Below are 18,035 nucleotides of genomic sequence, written 5' to 3' on the forward strand. Positions count from 1 at the left end.
GCGCAAATTCTCCTGGCCGCGCGCTACGTTGGGCTCCCCCGGTCGCGCACGGTCCGCGCGGGTTGAACGAGATCGTCGCCTCGGCCCGTCGCGCGGTCCGCGGCGCCGCGGAGCAGGCTGCGGCCCAAGAAGGACAGCTGCGTATCTCGCAATGTTCCCCGAATGCCCGCGGGTCTCTGTCAGCGTGTACGGCGGAGGAGTGGCGGTTCTCGGACGAGTGCCGCGGCGACTCGCCTTGCGAGCTGCCGTTCGACCTACGGTTTTGGCTGTTGCCGCTGTTGCCGCTGTTGCCGCTGTTGCCGCCGTTGCCGCCGTTGGTGTCCGCTGGAGACGTCGAGTGGAATGGTGATGGCGAGCGCGATCCTGGCGGCACGCGAGCGGAACCTGACTGAGGACGGCGCCCTGCACGAGGCCGTGAATTCATCTGGCGAAACGCGGATCTGTGTGATCGGCGCAGGCCCCTGCGGTCTGACCGCGCTGAAGAACTTACTTCAGGTCGGCTGCCGCAACGTCGTCTGCTACGACGAGAGCAGCGGCATAGGGGGAAACTGGGCGTACACCGACGATCCCCATCGGGCCAGCGTCTATGAGTGCTCGCACATCATCTCGTCCCGGCGCATGTCATCGTTCGCCGATTTTCCGATGCCGGAAGAATACCCGGACTTTCCTTCGCACCGGCAGCTGCTTGCCTACTTCACCGAATATGCAAGAGCGTTTCAGCTCGAGCCGCACATCCACCTCGGTTCGCATGTCGAGCAATGCACGCTCGGCGGCGACGGCCGATGGGCGGTGCGTGTCATCACGAACGGCGAAACAAGGGTTGAACTTTTCGACAGCTTGCTGGTCTGCTCCGGCCACCACCGCGAAGCGCTCGTGCCTGAATACCCGGGCATGTTCACAGGCAAGATCGTTCACTCCTCGGCCTACAAGCGCCCCGAGCCGTTCCGCGACCAGCGCGTGCTCGTGGTCGGCGCAGGAAACTCGGCCGCTGATATTGCCGTCGACGTCGCCCACATCGCCTCGCGGGCCGCGCTCAGCATGCGCGAGGGGACCTACTTCATTCCGAAACTCATGTCCGGGAAGCCGATGGACGTCCTCTATGATTTCTGGCACGGCAAGATTCCGAAGCCGCTACTCCAGTCGGCACTGAAGCTTTGGCTGCGGCTCGTGATCGGAAAATGGGAAGAATACGGTCTACAGACCCCGACCAAAGCGCCGCTCGCGAAACACCCGACCTTGAATTCCAGCGTACTCGACGCGCTACGCGATGGCCGGCTCGTCGCGCGCCGCGGCATCGAGCGCTATGACGGAAACATTGTCCACTTCGCCGACGGCGCACAGGAAGAATTCGACGTCATCATCATGGGAACCGGCTTTCGCACGAGCTTCCCGTTCCTGTCCGAGCGGATCGCCGGCTGGGACATGGCCAAGACGCCGCCACTCTATCTGAAGATGATGCATCCGACGATACCCAGCCTTTTCTTCATCGGCCTGTTCCAGCCGATCGGCTGCATCTGGCAGCTCGCCGACTACCAGGCACGCCTCGCGGCGCTGCAGATCAGCGGGCGGGTGAGACGCCCGTCCGACATCGATACGCGCATCCGCCGCGAAGTCGCGCACGCGCATTCTCGGTCCGATACGTCGCCCCGGCACGCGATCGAAGTCGACTATCACGCATTCCGGCGAGAAATGATGGGCGCGCTCGCCCAGGCCAAGCGCAATGCTACGTAGCCTAAAGTTTGGGACGTTCTGTCCGATTCGCGCTCGTCGGTGTCTGACTTTCGGCGGTCTCACTTCCCGTTGTAAGTGGCGATTGTTGGCATGCCGAGGTTGGTTGTGGCCGCTTGCGCGGCGCGGGTGGCTCGGTCGGGGCCCGCGAGTTTGGTCTTTGCGGCTTCGAGGCCGTGTTGGAGTCCCTCGACTTCGCCGAGCCACCCTTTGGTCTGTGCTTCGTCGATGCCACCGGGATATACAGGCTCGAGATCCCGTCGCTGAGCTTCAGGTCGCCCCAGATGATGAGGGTCAGGGCCAGTACGGCGAGCGCGGCCAGCAGCGTCGCGGCCCACAATGCCGCGGTGAGGCGTCTCACCGGCCGGATCTGGACGGCGGTCCGATCCGGTGGCCCGGCGGTGCTCCAGTCCTCCGCGCTCGCGGGCGCCGCGGTGAGCCTCATGCTCGCCGCCGGACGATCACAGCCAGGACGAATTTATGACCGCGACCCCGGCCAAGGTGAAGCCGAGGGTACGGAGCCCTGGTCATCCACCAGGGCAGCTTTCGGCCACCGATCGAGATAGTGACGGCCACCACGCACACCGCGAGGACGGTCCACCACACGGTGTTCGACGACAGGCCGTCGGCACCGGATGTCGGGAATGTACTTGCCCGGCGGCCCACCGCCGGCAGGAGAGTGGGCGCCATCAGGATCAGCACGACGGCGGCGGAGGCCGGCGCGCCCGGTTCACCGGTACGCGTGCGAGTCACACACGCCACGGCGAATCCCAGCAGCACGTTGCCGGCGAGCGCGAGCCCGGTCGCCATCCACGGCAGCGCCAGCCCGCGCTGCGCGCCGGCCAGCATCAGCACCGCGCCGGCGGCGAGCGGGGCCAGCAGCGCCAGGGCGCGGATCCCGGTGCGCCGGACGGGTCCGGTCGGTGCCACGTCGACGACCTGGCTGGCCGGCTCGTCAAGGGCGAACGCGGCTGCGGCGGCCAGCAGCGTGAAAGCGATCGGGAACAGCGCGGTCGCGGTCGCAGGGAACGCGACGCCGCAGCCGCCCACCACCACCGCTGCGCCGCTGACCCCGGTGACCGCCAGCCACGCCCCGGCCCGCAGCATCGACCGGACCATCATGCGTGGACGGCGTGGGTGAAGCCGCCGCCGACGGCCAGCACGAGCACGATTGCGGCCAGCCCCAGGACGATCGAAAGGGTACGGACGATCCGGGACCGTACCCGGCCTTCGGCTCCGCGCAGCAGGGCCACCAGCACCGCGATCGCGCACAGCGCGAGCTGCCAGCCGATGAAGAACCACGGGGATCCGCGCCAGGTGGTCATCTCGGCGCCGTTGTTGGTGTAGGTGAAGTGCGTGAACGGCGCGAACAGTCGCAGCGCGGTGAAGGCCGTCGAGTCCGGATGCGTCAGGGATGGGACCGTCGCCAGGTTCACCCAGCCGAAGATGACCAGGAGCGCCACGAACGCGGCACCGGGGAAGCGGATCCAGCGGCCGAGCGCGACACCGAGCAGCGGGCCGCCGAGCGCCGGAATGACGATCTGCCCGACGAGGACGGCGACCTGCGCCGGTGGACTGAATGCTCCGTACACCCGGGCATCGAGCGGGTGGAAATGCAGGAACGCGAACAGGGTCAGCACGCCGCAGAGGAACGGCACGACCGCGACCGTGCAGATCGCGGCGGTACGCGTTGGCAGTGTCGTCGGGGTGACGCCGACGACCGGCTCGCTGGTGCGCATGGACTGGGTCAGCCCGAACGTGGCCATCATGCCGAAGCCGCCGAGGAAGATCGCCGGGTACCAGTTCACGGCGTTGATCTCGGTGACCGACGCGCTCGAGTTGCCCCACGTCGTCCACGCGGTCAGCACGACGGCGAACAGGAAGACCGGCTTGACGACGAATCGACGCAGCTCCCGGGCGGCGAGCGCGACGAAGGTGGTCCGGGCGGCCGGGGCTTCGGGCCGGGTGGGCGCGAGCGTCGCGGTCACGACGCCACCTCCTCGGCCGCCGTGGCCTCCGGCAGTTCGCCGCGCAGCAGCAGGTACGCGTCTTCGAGGGACGGTTCGACGTGTTCGACGCCGTCACGCACGTGGGCGCCGACGTTGCGGTACCGGCCGGTGCCGGTCCGCCAGGAGACACGTGCTGCCGGGTCCGGTTCGTCGGCCAGCCAGACCCGCCCGGCTGCCTGGCCGACCAGGTCGGTGACCGGGCCGTCATAGCGGACCCGGCCGCGGTCCAGCACGATCACGCGCTCGCACAGGGCCGCGACGTCCTCGGTCTGGTGGGTGGACAGCACCACGATCGACGTGCGCGCGATCTCCGCGAGCACGGTCCGCAGCGTCACCCGCTGCTCCGGGTCGACGCCGGTGGTCGGCTCGTCCAGGATCAGCACCGGCGGCGAGCCGAGCAGCGCCTGGGCGAGCGCGACCCGCCGCCGCTGGCCGCCGGACATGGCCCGGATCCGCTTCGGGCCGAGGTCAGACAGCCCCACCAGGCCGAGCACGCGGCGCACTTCCGCGTGCCGCGCCGCCGGCTCGGTCCACTCCTTGAGCATCGCGATGTAGTCCACGAACGCGAAGGCAGTGAACCCACGCGGGAAGCCGAGCTCTTGCGGCAGGTAGCCGAGCTGGCGGCGGATGCCGGTCCGTTCGGCCGGCACCTCCGGATCCAGGCCCAGCACGCTCACCCGTCCCCGAGTGGGGGGCAGCGCGGTGGCCAGCAGGCGCAGCAGCGTGGTCTTGCCGGCGCCGTTGGGGCCGAGCAGTCCAGTCACACCGGGTTTCAGGCCCAGGTCGACGCCGACCAGCGCCTGGGTGGCGCCGAACCTGCGCCCGACCTCACGCAGGCTGATCGAAGCGGTCACCATCGCTACCTCCACACTCGAAGCTGGCGCACCCGGCGCCGGCGCAGCAGGAAAATCGCGAACGAAGCCGCCGCCAGCGCCAGGAAGCCCGCCTGCGCCCGGCCCTGGAGCACCGCGCCTGGCGAACCGGACCGCACCGCCAGCAGCCAGACCACCGCGAGCCAGATGGAGCTGACTGTGATGGCCGCGCGCAGCGGGCTGACCCAGGTCGACGCGGCCAGGACCACCGCGACGAAGCCGACCGCCGGCAGCAGCCAGGCGAACGCCGTCTCGCCGGGTACGAACAGCCCGAGGAGCAGCACCGTCGGCAACGCGAGCGCGAGAACCGCGATCGTGCGCAGCAGGATCAGCCGGAGCGCCGGATAGGGCGTGACGAGTTCCGGTTCGAGCGCCGGGTCCATCCACGGGTCATAGCTGGACGCGACCACCAGGCAGGGCACGACCGGCGCCACGGCCAGGAACAGCCATAGCCCGCGGGCGTGTCCGACCGCCGCCGCGAGCGCGGCGAACGCGAGGACCGCGGCCACGCCGACCAGCCACACGCCGCGGAAGGCGCTGGCCACCGCGACCAGCCGCGCCTCGTGGGCGGGAAGGCCGGCGACGCGCAGCAGCCGCTCGAACACCGACGGCCGCGGCACTTCTACGGCGTCCCGCGTGCGGTCCCACACCGCGGCCAGGTCGATCACGTCGACCGCGGGGTTGACCCGCGCCCGGCACTGCTCGCAGGACAGCAGGTGCTGCTCGACTGAGGCCCCTTCGGCCAGCGAATCGGTCCGTTCGACGTAGCGGCGCAACATGGCGTCGTCGAGGTGCCAGCCGGTCATGACGGTCCCTCCGCTAAGGCGGCCCGCAGGTGCGCCTTGGCCCGGTAGAGCCTGGTTTTCACGCTGCTCACCGGTACGTGCAACAGCTGCGCCGCTTCTTTGGCGGACAGGCCGTCCAGCACGACGGCCTGGATGACGGCGCGCATCTCCGGCGACAGCCGGGCCAGCGCCTGGCCGATGTCGCCGTACTCGACCGACAGCAGCACCTGGTCTTCCGCCGCCGGCGCGGTTCCGGCGTTCTCGAACACGGCGGCGACGCTGCTTCGGGTCCGCAGGCGGCTCACCAGCCGGCGGATCGCGATCCCCCACAGCCATGCCGCGATGTCGCCGTCGCCGCGAAAGCCCCGCGGTCTCTGCCAGACGGCGACGAACGTGTCCTGAATCGCGTCCGCCACGAGGTCGCGGTCGTTGCACCTCCGGGCGAGCCGGATCGCGAGCCAGCCGGCGTGGCGTTCATACAGCGTGCGGAAAGCGCCCGTGTCGCGTTCGGCGACGGCGAGAAGCAACATCTCGTCGCTCGGGCCGCTGTCCATGCCCCAACTGTCGCGTCCCCGGGCCGGAAAAGATTCACCCCACGGCCGAATTTTCCGGGCCCGCCCGCACCGGAGGCGTGGCATCCGGGCAGACTGCTTCCCTGTACCCGTTCGCGTACTACGTTGGGTCTTCCGTGTCCGGCACCCTGGTCGGCCCCGCCTGGGGGCGTCGGTCCAGGCGGTCTCGGGCACGGCGGCATAGGCCCGCCACAGCGCGGCGTTCCGCGGCGCGGCGATCGCGAAGTCCGCGTCGGCGGCCACCGCGGCGCGGGCCAGTTCGCCGGTGAAGAACCCGGAGTCCGCCCGGACCAGCGGCGGGGCGCAGACCGCGGCGGGCAGGTTGGCCAGTGCCCGGGCCGGCAGGGCGGCGCAGCGCGGCAGGACGCCCTGGTCTCCGGCGAGCAGGTCCGCGGCCAGGAGCAGCCCGGTGCGTGCCCAGCTCGCCAAAAGCGGCCGCCCCGCCCGTTTCCCTTCGTAGGTGTAGGCCACGCCCCGTTTCGCCCGGCCGTAGACCTCCGCATCCGAGGAGTCCGAGCCTAATCAGGTTGAACTGCCGGCCCCAAGGGCTCCCGGCCAGATCAGGTGGGGCCAACCCCACGTCGCGCCTGATGAGCATTTGCCGCTGTCGCCGATCTTGTAACGATGCTCGGTCAGAGCGTCGGGACTCTACGCTTTTGTTACTAAGATCAAAGGTCTGGACGTGTGAACCACCGAACGGCCAAGTCAGGCGGCATGTGACGCCTACCATCGGACGACTGGTGGACCCTGTGTACCAGCATCCGAACCGATTGATCTTGGTTGCTGGCCCTGAAATCACTGTCCGACCGGTCGCTACCCGGGCCCTGGCCAGGAACGATGACCAGTGACCGCGCCGACCTCTACATCATCCGTCGAGTCGAACACTCGTTCCGAATCTCTGGCGGTTCCGGACGTGTCGGCCCGTCTGGAAGCCGTGGTCGTGGGCCGGTGGAAGTGTTGCGCTCGGCGCGGAGGCGCCTCATCTTCGCGAGCCTGGTGACGCTCGCGCTGAACACCGCGGAACCCCCTGATCACCGGCCGTTACGGCAAAGCGGCGTTCGACGCCGTCGGACCGCTACTCCTCATCGGCTGGTCCGAAGTCGCCCCAGACCTCCTCTACGCCATGCGAACCACAGCGCCCAGCCGACAGCCCGCCGCTGGCACAGGCCAATCGCCGCGAGCGGGCACCCGCGACGGCAGCCGAGCCGATACGCGGCGGGGTCACAGTCGAGGGCCCGCTGTCGCGCGAGGCCGCTCGCGGAGCACGCAGGCAGGACCGGCTGTACCGCGCCCGCGCCGAGGACGTCCTGCACTGGCAGATCCGAAGGTCACCGGGAAAGTCCGCGGCGTACCGGTGGCGAATCCGCTGGGACGCAGGCGGGCTTCTTCTCCGACAAATGAAACATGGGTGAACGTGGGAACCGCCTCGGTCGGGCTCCCGGTCGGCCGGCGGCGCAGCGGCTTGGCGGCTGGCAGACGCCGCCGAGGGTAAGCCCCGCCCCGGAGGCGGACCGGGCGCCTGCTCCCCGGACGACTGCGCGGTACCCGCGGCTACACCAGGCCAGACCGCCAAACTCCACATCAACAAGGGAACAAGCCAGCCCATGGCTGCCCGCAGTCGACACACGAAAGGTCTGGGCTAATCGCCTCTTGCTCGGCATCCGCAACCCGAGTAACGTCGTATACGGCGCTGTATGCATATCTCATTATCCAAACGCTTTTTGATATCTCTGTCCGCATGATTTTCTTCTGTTGTCCGCGAGATTTTGCCGCTCGTCCGCCGATTGTGGCGGTGACTCCGATCGGTAGGGCTCCACAGTGTCGGTGTGCCACGTGTCTCCCGGTGAGGTGGGGTGGTCACGTGAAGCGGCGGCCGGGCGGTCGCCGATGACCGTTGTTTTACGTTCGTTTCATGTGCGTCCGCGTGATATCGCGCGCCGCTCAGTACTCCGCGACAAGGCGGTCCACCCGTGAGCACTCACGAACCCGTTTCGCATCCAGCCGGCCTCCGCTCGTCCGGCCGCCGCGTTGGCCCGGGCGCCCCGACTGGTCTGGGCGACTCGCCGACCAGCGCGCTCGACGGACCCGGATCCACCCGCGTCTCCAGCCCGCTGATGCAGGACGCGGTCAGGGCGGGCGGCCTCGACGTCGGCCCTTCCAAGGTTCCCGGCACGTTCGCCGGCAAGATCGCGCCGTTCGCGAACCCGTTCCTCGACGGCAAGGAGGAGGCACTGGTCGTCGACAGCAGGGGTCGGCTGACCTATCTGCGGCGGGGGGACACCGAGACCGGGTGGCAGCAGGAGCTGGTCACCGGCGGCGGGACCGAACCCCTGGAAGCCAGAGAGGTCGTCGTGGTGGTCCACCCACGTGACCTCACGGTCTGGGCTGTCTACACCGGCGCCTACGAGCTCGTCCAGACGTCGGCGCTCCAGCTGACCGCGACCACGACCGCCGGGAAGACGACCTGCACCTGGAAGGCCGTTCCCGACAGCGTCCAGTTCCTCGCGCCCGGGGTCTTCCCGCTCAGTCAGCTGTCGGTGTACTACGACGACACCCGCGTTCCGTGGATCACCGGCTACGAGTCGCTGTCGCGCCGTGTCGTGGCGATCCAGGCGGTCATACCGAGGGACTACGTCCCGGCGCCCAACCTGCGCTTCCAGCTCAGGCCGCCCGGCCAGCAGCTGCCGGTCGGCTGGCAGGTCAACGAGCTGGCGGCCGGCTGGATCCTGCGGCCGGACTGGTCGCCCATCTGTTACCTGCGCGTCAACGGCAACCAGCTGGTGCGGTTCATCCCCGGGAGCAAGGACGCCCCCGTGACGATCGCGACGAACCTGGCCCAGATCGTCGGGGTGTACCGGTCGTATGACAACAGCGATCCAGAGATCGACTGTGTGTACCTCGACACCGCCGGGAATCTGGTCACTTACCACAAGGTGAGTTCCAGCAAACATGAAACAAAAACGCCGGGTCTGGGTTTCGCGGCGGCGGACTGCTGGGTCGACGCCAACAGGATGGCGCATATCTACGGGCTGGACAGCGCGCAGACACTGAAGGTTCTCCATCAGGTCTCCTGGGACATCCTCGGCGGACCGGTCTGGGCCGCTTCGGTGACGACGACCGGCAAGAAGGTGGCCGCCTGCGTGGGGCTCGTCCCGCACGTCGCCGCCTACACACTGGACCCGTTCCCGGACACGCTGCCCTCCCAGCTGGTGAAGCGGTCCGGAACCACGGAGGCCGACGAGCTGCACAGCTTCTACACCCAGGACATCACCTCGGCGCGGTGGTCACGGGACAAGATCCGGCTGCCCGCCGGGGGCGACCCGCACCGGACGACCAGCTACCTCAGCTCGGTCACGATCCTGGACCGGCGCGGCAAGCCCATGGCGGGTCTGCCGGTGAGCGTGTCCGCGAGCACGCTCACCGAGATCCAGGTGGCGGGGGCCTCCTGCCTGGTCGGGCCCGGGCACAGTGCCGCGCTGGTGACCAACGCGCTGGGCCGGGTCGTCATCGCGACCCCCGCGGACAGCCTGCTGCCCGCGACCCTGCGGGTCGACGCGGCCGGCCTCGCGAACGGCGCGGTCATCCAGCCCGCCACGGGAGTCCACGACTACCTCGCGGGAACCGGGACGCTGCACTCCCAGAATGGCCTGTTCACCGAGGCCGCACTCAGGGCCGCCAAGATCGTGAAGAACGGCGATCTGGTCCCCGTTATCGTGAACGGCTGTCGGAACATCTTCCGGCGCGCGGAGGGCGCTGCACTGCGCTCGCGGGTGGATGTCGGTACCGGCCCCGCGCGGGAGATCCACGGTTTCGCGGCCGGCGGCGCACTCGGTGGCGGGCGGGCGGGGTACCACGAGTTCGACAGGCCTGAGGATTTCACGGCGTATCTGGACGCGATCAGAGACCTGCCAAACTATGGCGGGGTCTGGACAGACTTTGCCAACTGGTCCGGAGACGTCTGGCAGGGAATCAAGAACGGCACGATCCAGGTTGTGGACGTCCTCGTCGGCGCGATCACGAAGATCTTCATCAAGATAGGCGATGCGGTCGTCGAGCTCCTCGACCTCGTCATCGACACCGTCGAGTCCGCGGTGCGCGCCGTCGAGGCGCTGTTCCGCCGTGGCGTCGACACCATCGGCGAGGTCGTCGACTGGCTGAAGGCGCTCTTCAACTTCAAGGACATCTGGGACACCAAGAAGGCGCTCCAGGACGGTGCGGGCACCATTCTGAGCTATGGCGCCGCCACCGTGGCGCACTTCGGTCACGTCGCGGACGGCTGGTTCGCCAGCAAGGAAAAGCAGGTCAAGGACCACTTCAACGACCTCAAGAAGCAGTACGCGGGGCGCCCGCTGGGCGATGCCGCCAACCAGATCCCGGCGCTGACCGACGCGGCCGGTCACAGCCTGACCGAGTCGGCGCTACGCGACGACCCACAGGCCAACTGGCTGCTCAACCAGGCGCTGAGCGCCCCGGCGCTGAAGGCCTTCGCCGACGCCGACGCGGCCGGCCTGACGGTGCTCTCCGGGTCGCCGATCCCCGCCGCCTGGGAGTCGTTCATGCGGAAGCTCACCGAGGCCGACATCGGCCCGACGTTCCTGGAGATCCTTGGCGACCTGGAAGTGGTCGTCACGAAGGTTGTCAGCCCTGACGACCCGGCCGGAGCGTCCAAGGCGTCGATGGTCGCGCTCATCGAGATCCTCGAGCGTCTGACCCATGCAGCGCTGCGGGCCCTCGACCTGATCCACAAGTCGGCCGTAACGCTGGTCGAGACCGTCGCTGCCGGCCTCCAGGGCCTGCTCAACCACGAGCTGCCACTTGGCCCCGTCAACACGTTCTACCGTTGGATCCAGACCCAGAACGGCATCAAGAATCCCGAGAACCTGACGGTCGGTGGCCTCGGTTTCCTCCTCGCCGGCTTCGTCACCAGCACAAGCCACAAGCTCGCGTTCGGCGTTGACACAGTCCCGTTCCCGGACGGTTTCCCGGCGATCCCGGCGCCGCCCTGGCACTCCTCCTACGACCCGTCCCACCAGCTCGCGCCCGACCCGGCGGGCGTCGCCTTTGCGATGAAGGTGCTGCAGGGCGTCGCCGGGTTCTCGGGGCTCTTCGCGAGCTTCCCCGAGGCCTACGGTGACATCTCGGCCGCCTTTGGGGAGGAGCAAGGAGACAAGGGGACACGCCTGGTCTGCGCCATCGGCGCGACGATCCTCGACACGCTGATGTTCAGCGCGCTGACCTCGTGCCCACCGGTCACCGGCTCGACCTGGCAGCGCGAGGACAAGACCGTCAACGGCTGGACCTACTCGTTCCTCGTCTCGGTGGGTATGGTTTTCCTGAACGCCAGCATGATCGCGGTCGACCTCAGCGGCCAGAGCAACACCGCGTTCTTCAAGAACGCCGGCAACGTCCAGACCGGGCCGGTAGCCGTCGGTTACCTCGCCGGGTGCTACATGGTCTTCGCCGGCATGGCCATCCACGACGATGGGGTAAATGCCTACTCGGCAGCGGCCATCCAGCTGTCCGCCGTGCCCTCCATCTTCCAGGCCGTCCGGTTCAAGGTCGGTGACGGAGACCGGTACTACAAGCACCGGGTCGGCCTGGTCGCCGGTGTCGACACTGCGGCGATGTGGACGTCGACCATGATGGTCATCGTCGCGGCGCTGACCCCGGCGCCGTCGATCTCCAACCGACAGAAGCTTCCCACGGGCAACGTCGGGAAGGAGTACAAGGCGAAGATCGCGGCCAGTGGCGGGGAGAAGACATACAACTACCCGCTGAAGAACTTCGAGGTCCTGAGCGGCGCGCTGCCCGCCGGCATCCGCCTCGACGGGGACGGCCAACTCCTGGGAACCCCGACCGAGCCGGGCAAGTCGACCTTCGCGGTCCAGTGCACGGACTCCTTCGGGCCGAACCAGTACTCGAACAAGGCCGAGCTGTCGATCGAGATCGGCCTCTGAGGGCCGCGCGCGGCTCGACCATCCGCTCGCGGATGGTCGAGCCGCGCCTTCCGCGGCCAGGCGCGGCAGGCAGCGATGGCCGCCGTCTTCGGTGACCGTCAAACGCCAGCCTGGTACCCCTCACGCTCTCCCCGGTACGGACCCATCTCTGAGATGAGACGAAGAGCGGGCCTGCCATGACGCGCCAGTGGCCTGCACCTCTTCTCCAGCCACATCAGGTCGGCCTCGACCGGGTCAAATGACGCGCCGACGCCTGATCGAGATCTGTCGCATCCTCCGTCGCGGCGGCTCGGGACAGACGCACCGCACAGCGTCGAATCGACTGCATAACATGCTGGTCCGATCTCTGACCGGGACACCGTCACACGACTGGGACCAGCTCTGCCTCGGTGGCCGGCGTGCGCGGTCGCCGCCTCTTGCGGCACGGAGGTGCTCAAGCGCAGTACGTAACCGGATATCACTCACAGCAGCCATCCGGGAGCTGAAGGCCGGGGACCATCTTTCCGTACGAACCGGGGAACTGGGCCGTCTACCTGCTCGTTCAGCCAACCTCCGAGCGCTCGGACCGATAGCTCCAACCTATTGACCCAGGTCAGACGCCAACTACGGAGCGTGGTGGACCATGTGTACCAGCATCCGAACCGATTGATCTTGGTTGCTGGCCCTGAAATTACCGTCCGGCCGGTCGCTACCCGGGCCTTGGCCAGGGACGATGTCCAGTGACCGCGCCGACCTCCACATCATCTACCGAATCGAACAAGCGTTCCGTAGACCTGGCGGTTCCGGATGCTTCGGCCCGTCTCGTCACCGTGATCGTCGGCGTGGTCGTCGCGCTGACGTTCTGCTTCGGCTTCGGGAATGTCTTCGCGCTCGGGCTACGCCTCGGTGTGCCGATCTGGGTTGCGCCGCTCGTCGCGCCCGCGGTCGATCTGTCGGTCGTAGGTCTGCTGCTCGGCAGTCGGCAACTCGCTGTGAACGGCGGCTCGGTGGAAGTGCTGCGCTCGGCGCGAAAGCTCCTCATCTTCGCGAGCATGGTAACGCTCGCCCTGAACATCGCGGAACCCCTGATCACCGGCCGCTATGGCAAAGCAGCCTTCGACGCCGTCGGACCGTTGCTACTTATCGGCTGGGCCGAGGTCGGACCGAGCATGCTGCATGCCATGCAAGCCACAGCAGCCGACCGGCATCCGGCCGAATCGTGGGCTTCCGATAGCGCACCTCCGACGGGGACCCCCCGTCAGCAGCTGGCATCCGCGTCCGCTGTCGGGGTCATGCCCGACGAGACGACAGTCGTGGGTCTGTCGCGGGAGGCCGCACGCGAGGCGCGCAGGCAGGATCTACTGCACCGTGCCCGTGCCGAGGATGTGCTGCATTGGCAGGAGCACCAACGTCCGATCGCCGCGGAAACGCTGCGTAGGCGGCTAGCCGTCGGCACCGGCACTGCTCGCAGCCTGGTCACTCAGCTACGCGCTGACACTCACACCGCGCTCGACGGTCGGGCCAACCCGGCGGCACCGTAGGCCTCGCACGCGGTTCCGTCTCGATCGGCTTCGTCGTTCATGTCGGCTCGATTGCGGACCTACATGGCGGCTCACGCGGCGCCGCGATGGGTCGCCGCCGAGCGGAACCCGGTGTCCGTCCGGATTCGCGCCCGGTCGATGGCTGTTCGGCAGAGGGCCACCGGTGATTCGAGAATCACCGGTGGCCCTCTCATGCCTGCAGTCGACACCGGTTCACGCCAACCTGGTCGCCCGACCCGCCGGGCAGAGCCCGACTTCGAACTCGGGCTGGGATTCTCGTCCGCGGTGCGGTGCTACCGGCCTGGTCGGCAGGGTTGGATGGTGCGTCGTTGGCACCTCATTCCAGCGGATTCGGGGTGGTCGTTTGGTGCCTATCCGGCTTGGAGGGTGAAGTCGTCGGCCTGCAGGGGTCCGCCGCCCTGGTTTTTGTTGAGGTAGACGGTGGCCTTGGTGGTGTTGGCGCCTGTGGTGAAGGTGACCCAGGTTGCCGCCCAGGCAGTTGAGTCGACGGTGCTGTGCAGTGGCGTTCCGCCGAAGTCTTTGACGCCGAGAGATGCACGGACGTCGGCGGAGCCCCTCTTGATATAGCCGCCGAAGGTGTATTTGGTGTTCGGCGTCAGTCCGGTCGCGGTGTAGCGGATGCCGCTGCAGGTGCCGTCTAGTTCGAGCGCGCCGTTTCCTGAGAAGACCGTGTCGTGGGTAATGGCGACGTGGCCGTCGGTTGTCCATGGGCTGGTCGTGTTCTCGAATCCTGCGGCGGGAAGGCCGTTGTGTGTCGCTTCGAGTTCGGCCAGCTGGAAGCCGTAGTCCGTGGTGCCATTCTCGTTAGTGACCGCGCCCAGCCGAGTCGCGGAAACCCGTAGGTAGCGGTAGGAGCCGGGAGCGACGTCGAAGGTCTGGGGGCCGTCGACGGGCTTGCCGTCGTTGTAATTGCCTGTCTTGTAGAGGGTATTCCAAGACTGATCATCGGAAGAGCCGGCGATCGTGAAGGCGGTGGGGAAACCCGCGCCGTTGTGCGCGTAAGTGTCACGAGGCCAGAGCGTGACGGTGTCGACTGGTTTGGTCGCGCCGAAATCGCTCTGGATGTATTCGCCGGCGTTGGGTGTGGTGTGGGTGGCAGAGCTCCAGCCTTCGTTCGGGCCGCCAGCGCCGTCACCGTCGAAGCTGTGCCGCTGGCCGTCCACGGCGAAGGTCAGGTCCCAGCCGTGCTTCGGGTCCTTCACCGAGCTGCTGGCGGTGGTGGTCGCTCCTGACGCGGCGGCGGCGAGGTCGGTGACGACCGGTTGCGGGGAGGTCGCGACGGTCCCGGGGGGTTGGGTGGTGGGAGCGAGGCGCAGCAGGGTGACGCTGTGGTCCGCCAAGGCGATCACAGCTTGGTAGGACGTGGCGGCCGGCTGCACCGTCGCGGCGACAACGGGGGCGTTTTCGGATGCGGCCGGGCGCGCACCTTTGACGCTCGTGTAGTAGTTGCCCTCGGTCTTGCTGACCCGGGTCTGGGTCACGGAGAAAGCGGTTTGGGCGTAGGGCAGCTGGCCGAGTGAAAGCTTCATCGTGGTCGCAGCCGCCGTGTTGTTCCACAGCAGCAGTGTCATCTCGCCTGTGGTCGAGTTCTTGCTGGCCAGGCCGTTGACGTCGTTCGTGCTGACGCCGGGTCCGGTGACGGTCGTGGTCAGTCGGGATCCGGCGAGTTGGGAGTACATCTGGAAGACGTTGGCCGCCGCCTTGCGGTGCCCGGTGTCGGTGAGCAGCCCGAGATCTCCGCTGAACTCGACGGCCGGTTTTCCTCCTTCCATGGCGCTGAAATAGTAGATTTTGTCGAGGTCGGAGCCAACGGCCGAGCTGAGTTGCTTGGCGACATCCGATGCGCCACCGCTGCCGCCGTTAGCGTCGCCGCCCGTGCCAGCGTCCACGTTGTCCGAATTAGCATTCCACTCGGTGAGATAGAGCTTGGCCGAGCCGCGCCCGGCGGTGTCGATCATTTGCCGTGCGGTGGCGGCTGACACGCCGGCGGTGCCGCGGAAGTCTCCGGGTGTGTTGAAGTCGTCGGTCAGGTACTGGTGGTAGGAGAAGAAGTCCATCGGTATCCGGGGGTTCGCCTGCAGCCAGCTCAGGAAAGCCGCGTTGAACGGAATGTTTTTCGGGAGAAATGCAAGGGATGCTGCGCCGTCGCCGCCGACGAGGGCCGTGGGGTCGGCGGCCTTGACCGCGGTGGCTGCCGCGGCGTACATCGACTCGTACTGTTCGACGGTGCCGTTCCAGAACTCGCCGTCGGGTTCGTTCCAGATCTCCCAGGTCCAGCCGCTGTAGCCGAGCGTTCGGTAGTGCCGGACCATGGCGGTGACGGCGTCTGCCCAGGCCTTGTCCGAGTCCGGCGGTCCAAACACGACCGGGCCTAACGCCTTGGGGGTGTAGGACAGCGAAATGAACGGATCCAAACCGTTGTGGGCCAGCGGCAGCAGTACCTTGTCGAGGTAGCTGAAGTCGTAGGTGATCGCACCGGATGCGTCCTTGTGCACAACGTGGTAATAGCCGTCGTCGAAGACATGGTCGAGGCGGACCTGCCGAACACCCATACTGGACAGCTGGCCTGCCTGCTGCGCGAACCAGTGCTGGTTCTGCATGGGGCCATACCCGCCCTCAGCGACGTTCAGGAGCTGGTCCGGATCGATGGCGCCATCAGCGGTGGCGAAGTCGGTGGATAAGGTCGCTCCGTCGTCCGCCGGCGTGGGCGCAACCGCCGCGACGGAGCGCGCCGTCACGGCAGTTGACCCCTGGCTCGAACAGGCCGAGAGAGACGTTGGCGACGAGGACCCGCACGCCACGAGGAGGCCCCCGGCCATCACCGCGACGAGGCCCACGGCACACCTCGTCCCGCGGGGCTTCCGTCGAGTACTCCGGCCGGCAACCTTGTCGCTAACCCGATGATTGGAACGTTTCATAATGTGAGCCTTCTCAGTGAGGGGGAAGCTGCCTGACCGCGTCAGACAGGAAGGCGTGAAGGACGCCGCGGAAGCGTCACCCGTAATTAGGGCGGCTTTCGCCGGCTCTCGCTGCGGGCCGGACTGAGATTTCAGCACCGCGGCCAGGTCGGTTTCCCGTGCCTGGTACGACGTCCACCCGGGCACCAGCACCTCATCACCCACCCGGGTGCCATTCAGGTGCGCCTCGATCAGCCCCAGCGCGGTGACGTGCGGCGTCGCCTGCGGACGCCCGCGGCCGACGGTGAACTCGCGCCGCAGATGAGGCGACGGAACCGGACTCGTCCGCGCGGCCCGCGACGGCGGCGTGATGAAGGCGGCTTGCCAGGGACGTGGCAGGTACCCCTCCATCCTCAACGACTCGAACCGTCGCGGTACCCGCGCCGACCAGCGGGTGCGGCACGGCACTAGCGCGCGCTAAATCGTGGGGCGGAAGTTAGCATGTCGCCACTAGAGCGGGCAAGTACCGCCTTTTGCTACTCGATGTGATCGGGGCGTTGTGTCAGAGGCGGCGGGGCGGCGCGTCACGGCCTCGGACGTCGCCCGGGAGGCAGGGGTCTCCCGCGCGACGGTCGGTTTCGTCATGAGCACCACCCGCCGACAGAGCATCTCCACCAGCACCCAGGAACGCGTGTTCGAGGCCGCGCGGCGCCTCGGCTATCGTCCGAACGGCACCGCCCAGGCGCTGGCCACCGGCCGCAGCCGGATCGTCCTGCTGGTACTTCCAGGCTGGCCCGTCAACTTCGGCTTCCGTGCCTACCTCGACGAGGCCTCACAGGTGCTACACGAGGCCGGCTACTCCCTCGTCACCTACGCCCATTCCCTGGTCACCTACACCCATCAACCCACCGGGGCAGCCAGGCCGCTATGGGAGTCGCTGAACCCGGAGATCGTCATCGGCATGGCACCCTTCAGCCCCGACGATCTCGCCTCGATGCACAGCTGCGGAATCCGGCGGATCTTTCCCGACCCCGCCGGCCGCGATCCCCTCGACCTCTCCATGCTGGTAAGCGTCGGGCCGAGGCTGCAGGTGAGCCACCTGCAGCAACAGGGGTTCCTGACCATGGTCTACGCCGCCTTCGACGAACCGAATGAGCGCTCCCTGGTCGAGGCACGCCACCGCGCCGCCCGCGACCAGGCCGAATCCTTCGGCCTACCGCCTCTGCACCTCCGATTCATCGATGACCGCGAGGGCTCCGCCAGCCGCGCTGTCCGCGACTGGCACGCCGCCGGCGTGACCGGCGTCGTCGCCTTCAACGACGAGGTCGCCGCAGCCGTCGTCGGGGCCGCGATCCGGCAAGGCATCCAGGTGCCCGGAGAGCTCGCGGTCATCGGCCACGACGACGCCCCGATAGGTCGACTGTTCGTCCCGGCCTTGTCGACCGTCCACTTCGACGCGACGGCCCTCGGCCGCGCATTCGCCAACTTCGCCCTCGCCCAACTAGAGGACCGGCCACCGGCCCCCTGGCACACACCCACCTCCGCCACCCTCGTTCGCCGTGAATCCACCCAGCCCACGACAAACGGAACCGACCGCCGGTGCACCCAAGCCGGCCCACCCGCGTCCGCCGACTGAGGGGATGCCTCCCGCAGCACGCCCGCGGACATGCCGGC

10 protein-coding genes are annotated in these 18,035 nt (G+C 68.0%); 4 read left to right on the top strand and 6 right to left on the bottom strand.

What is annotated here, in order from left to right; genetic code table 11:
• Positions 1–348 precede the first annotated feature (348 nt).
• Positions 349–1,731: a flavin-containing monooxygenase gene (locus FRCN3DRAFT_RS0214535; protein WP_007507255.1), complete on the top strand. Its 1,383-nt coding sequence runs from the start codon at positions 349–351 to the stop codon at positions 1,729–1,731.
• Between the two features lie 438 nt (positions 1,732–2,169).
• On the opposite strand, the gene FRCN3DRAFT_RS0214540 is transcribed toward FRCN3DRAFT_RS0214535, so the two are convergent.
• Genes FRCN3DRAFT_RS0214540 through FRCN3DRAFT_RS56200 form a run of 5 tightly spaced genes read right to left on the bottom strand, consistent with a single transcriptional unit; the run spans position 2,170 to position 6,437 of the window.
• Positions 2,170–2,835 (bottom strand): hypothetical protein, encoded by a 666-nt coding sequence (locus FRCN3DRAFT_RS0214540; protein WP_131803369.1) that lies wholly within the window; start codon positions 2,833–2,835, stop codon positions 2,170–2,172.
• An 11-nt stretch (positions 2,836–2,846) separates the two neighbouring features.
• Positions 2,847–3,716: a hypothetical protein gene (locus FRCN3DRAFT_RS0214545; RefSeq protein ID WP_007507249.1), complete on the bottom strand. Its 870-nt coding sequence runs from the start codon at positions 3,714–3,716 to the stop codon at positions 2,847–2,849.
• On the bottom strand, positions 3,713–4,594 hold the full coding sequence (locus FRCN3DRAFT_RS0214550; RefSeq protein ID WP_007507247.1) for an ATP-binding cassette domain-containing protein: 882 nt from the start codon (positions 4,592–4,594) through the stop codon (positions 3,713–3,715). The genes FRCN3DRAFT_RS0214545 and FRCN3DRAFT_RS0214550 overlap by 4 nt, the downstream gene beginning before the upstream one ends.
• Before the next feature lie 2 nt (positions 4,595–4,596).
• Entirely contained in the window at positions 4,597–5,415 is an 819-nt protein-coding gene (locus FRCN3DRAFT_RS44520) for a hypothetical protein (RefSeq protein ID WP_007507245.1), read from the bottom strand.
• Positions 5,412–6,437 (bottom strand): RNA polymerase sigma factor, encoded by a 1,026-nt coding sequence (locus FRCN3DRAFT_RS56200; protein WP_007507244.1) that lies wholly within the window; start codon positions 6,435–6,437, stop codon positions 5,412–5,414. The genes FRCN3DRAFT_RS44520 and FRCN3DRAFT_RS56200 overlap by 4 nt, the downstream gene beginning before the upstream one ends.
• A 1,499-nt stretch (positions 6,438–7,936) precedes the next feature.
• On the opposite strand from FRCN3DRAFT_RS56200, the gene FRCN3DRAFT_RS0214565 reads away from it, so the two are divergent.
• Both FRCN3DRAFT_RS0214565 and FRCN3DRAFT_RS0214570 read left to right on the top strand, forming a co-directional pair.
• The gene (locus FRCN3DRAFT_RS0214565; protein WP_007507242.1) at positions 7,937–11,923 is read left to right on the top strand and encodes a putative Ig domain-containing protein; all 3,987 of its coding nucleotides are present in this window, start codon (positions 7,937–7,939) and stop codon (positions 11,921–11,923) included.
• Between the two features lie 719 nt (positions 11,924–12,642).
• Positions 12,643–13,443, top strand: coding sequence for a hypothetical protein (locus tag FRCN3DRAFT_RS0214570; protein ID WP_007507240.1), 801 nt, complete (start codon positions 12,643–12,645; stop codon positions 13,441–13,443).
• A 371-nt stretch (positions 13,444–13,814) separates the two neighbouring features.
• Here FRCN3DRAFT_RS0214570 and FRCN3DRAFT_RS0214575 read toward each other — a convergent pair whose 3' ends face one another.
• Positions 13,815–16,772, bottom strand: a complete 2,958-nt coding sequence (locus tag FRCN3DRAFT_RS0214575; protein ID WP_007507238.1) for a GH39 family glycosyl hydrolase — start codon at positions 16,770–16,772, stop codon at positions 13,815–13,817.
• A gap of 148 nt (positions 16,773–16,920) precedes the next feature.
• Here FRCN3DRAFT_RS0214575 and FRCN3DRAFT_RS0214580 point away from each other — a divergent pair, with 148 nt between their 5' ends.
• Positions 16,921–17,997, top strand: coding sequence for a LacI family DNA-binding transcriptional regulator (locus FRCN3DRAFT_RS0214580; protein ID WP_007507236.1), 1,077 nt, complete (start codon positions 16,921–16,923; stop codon positions 17,995–17,997).
• The last annotated feature ends 38 nt before the right edge of the window (positions 17,998–18,035 follow it).

The sequence above is a fragment of the Pseudofrankia saprophytica genome, assembly GCF_000235425.2.
GTDB lineage: Bacteria > Actinomycetota > Actinomycetes > Frankiales > Frankiaceae > Pseudofrankia > Pseudofrankia saprophytica.

Excerpts from the sequence above, each read along its gene's own strand:
- FRCN3DRAFT_RS0214535 (WP_007507255.1), top strand. The coding sequence starts at position 349 with ATGGCGAGCGCGATCCTGGCGGCACGCGAGCGGAACCTGACTGAGGAC.
- FRCN3DRAFT_RS0214540 (WP_131803369.1), bottom strand. The coding sequence starts at position 2,835 with ATGCTGCGGGCCGGGGCGTGGCTGGCGGTCACCGGGGTCAGCGGCGCA.
- FRCN3DRAFT_RS0214550 (WP_007507247.1), bottom strand. The coding sequence starts at position 4,594 with ATGGTGACCGCTTCGATCAGCCTGCGTGAGGTCGGGCGCAGGTTCGGC.
- FRCN3DRAFT_RS44520 (WP_007507245.1), bottom strand. The coding sequence starts at position 5,415 with ATGACCGGCTGGCACCTCGACGACGCCATGTTGCGCCGCTACGTCGAA.
- FRCN3DRAFT_RS0214575 (WP_007507238.1), bottom strand. The coding sequence starts at position 16,772 with ATGGAGGGGTACCTGCCACGTCCCTGGCAAGCCGCCTTCATCACGCCG.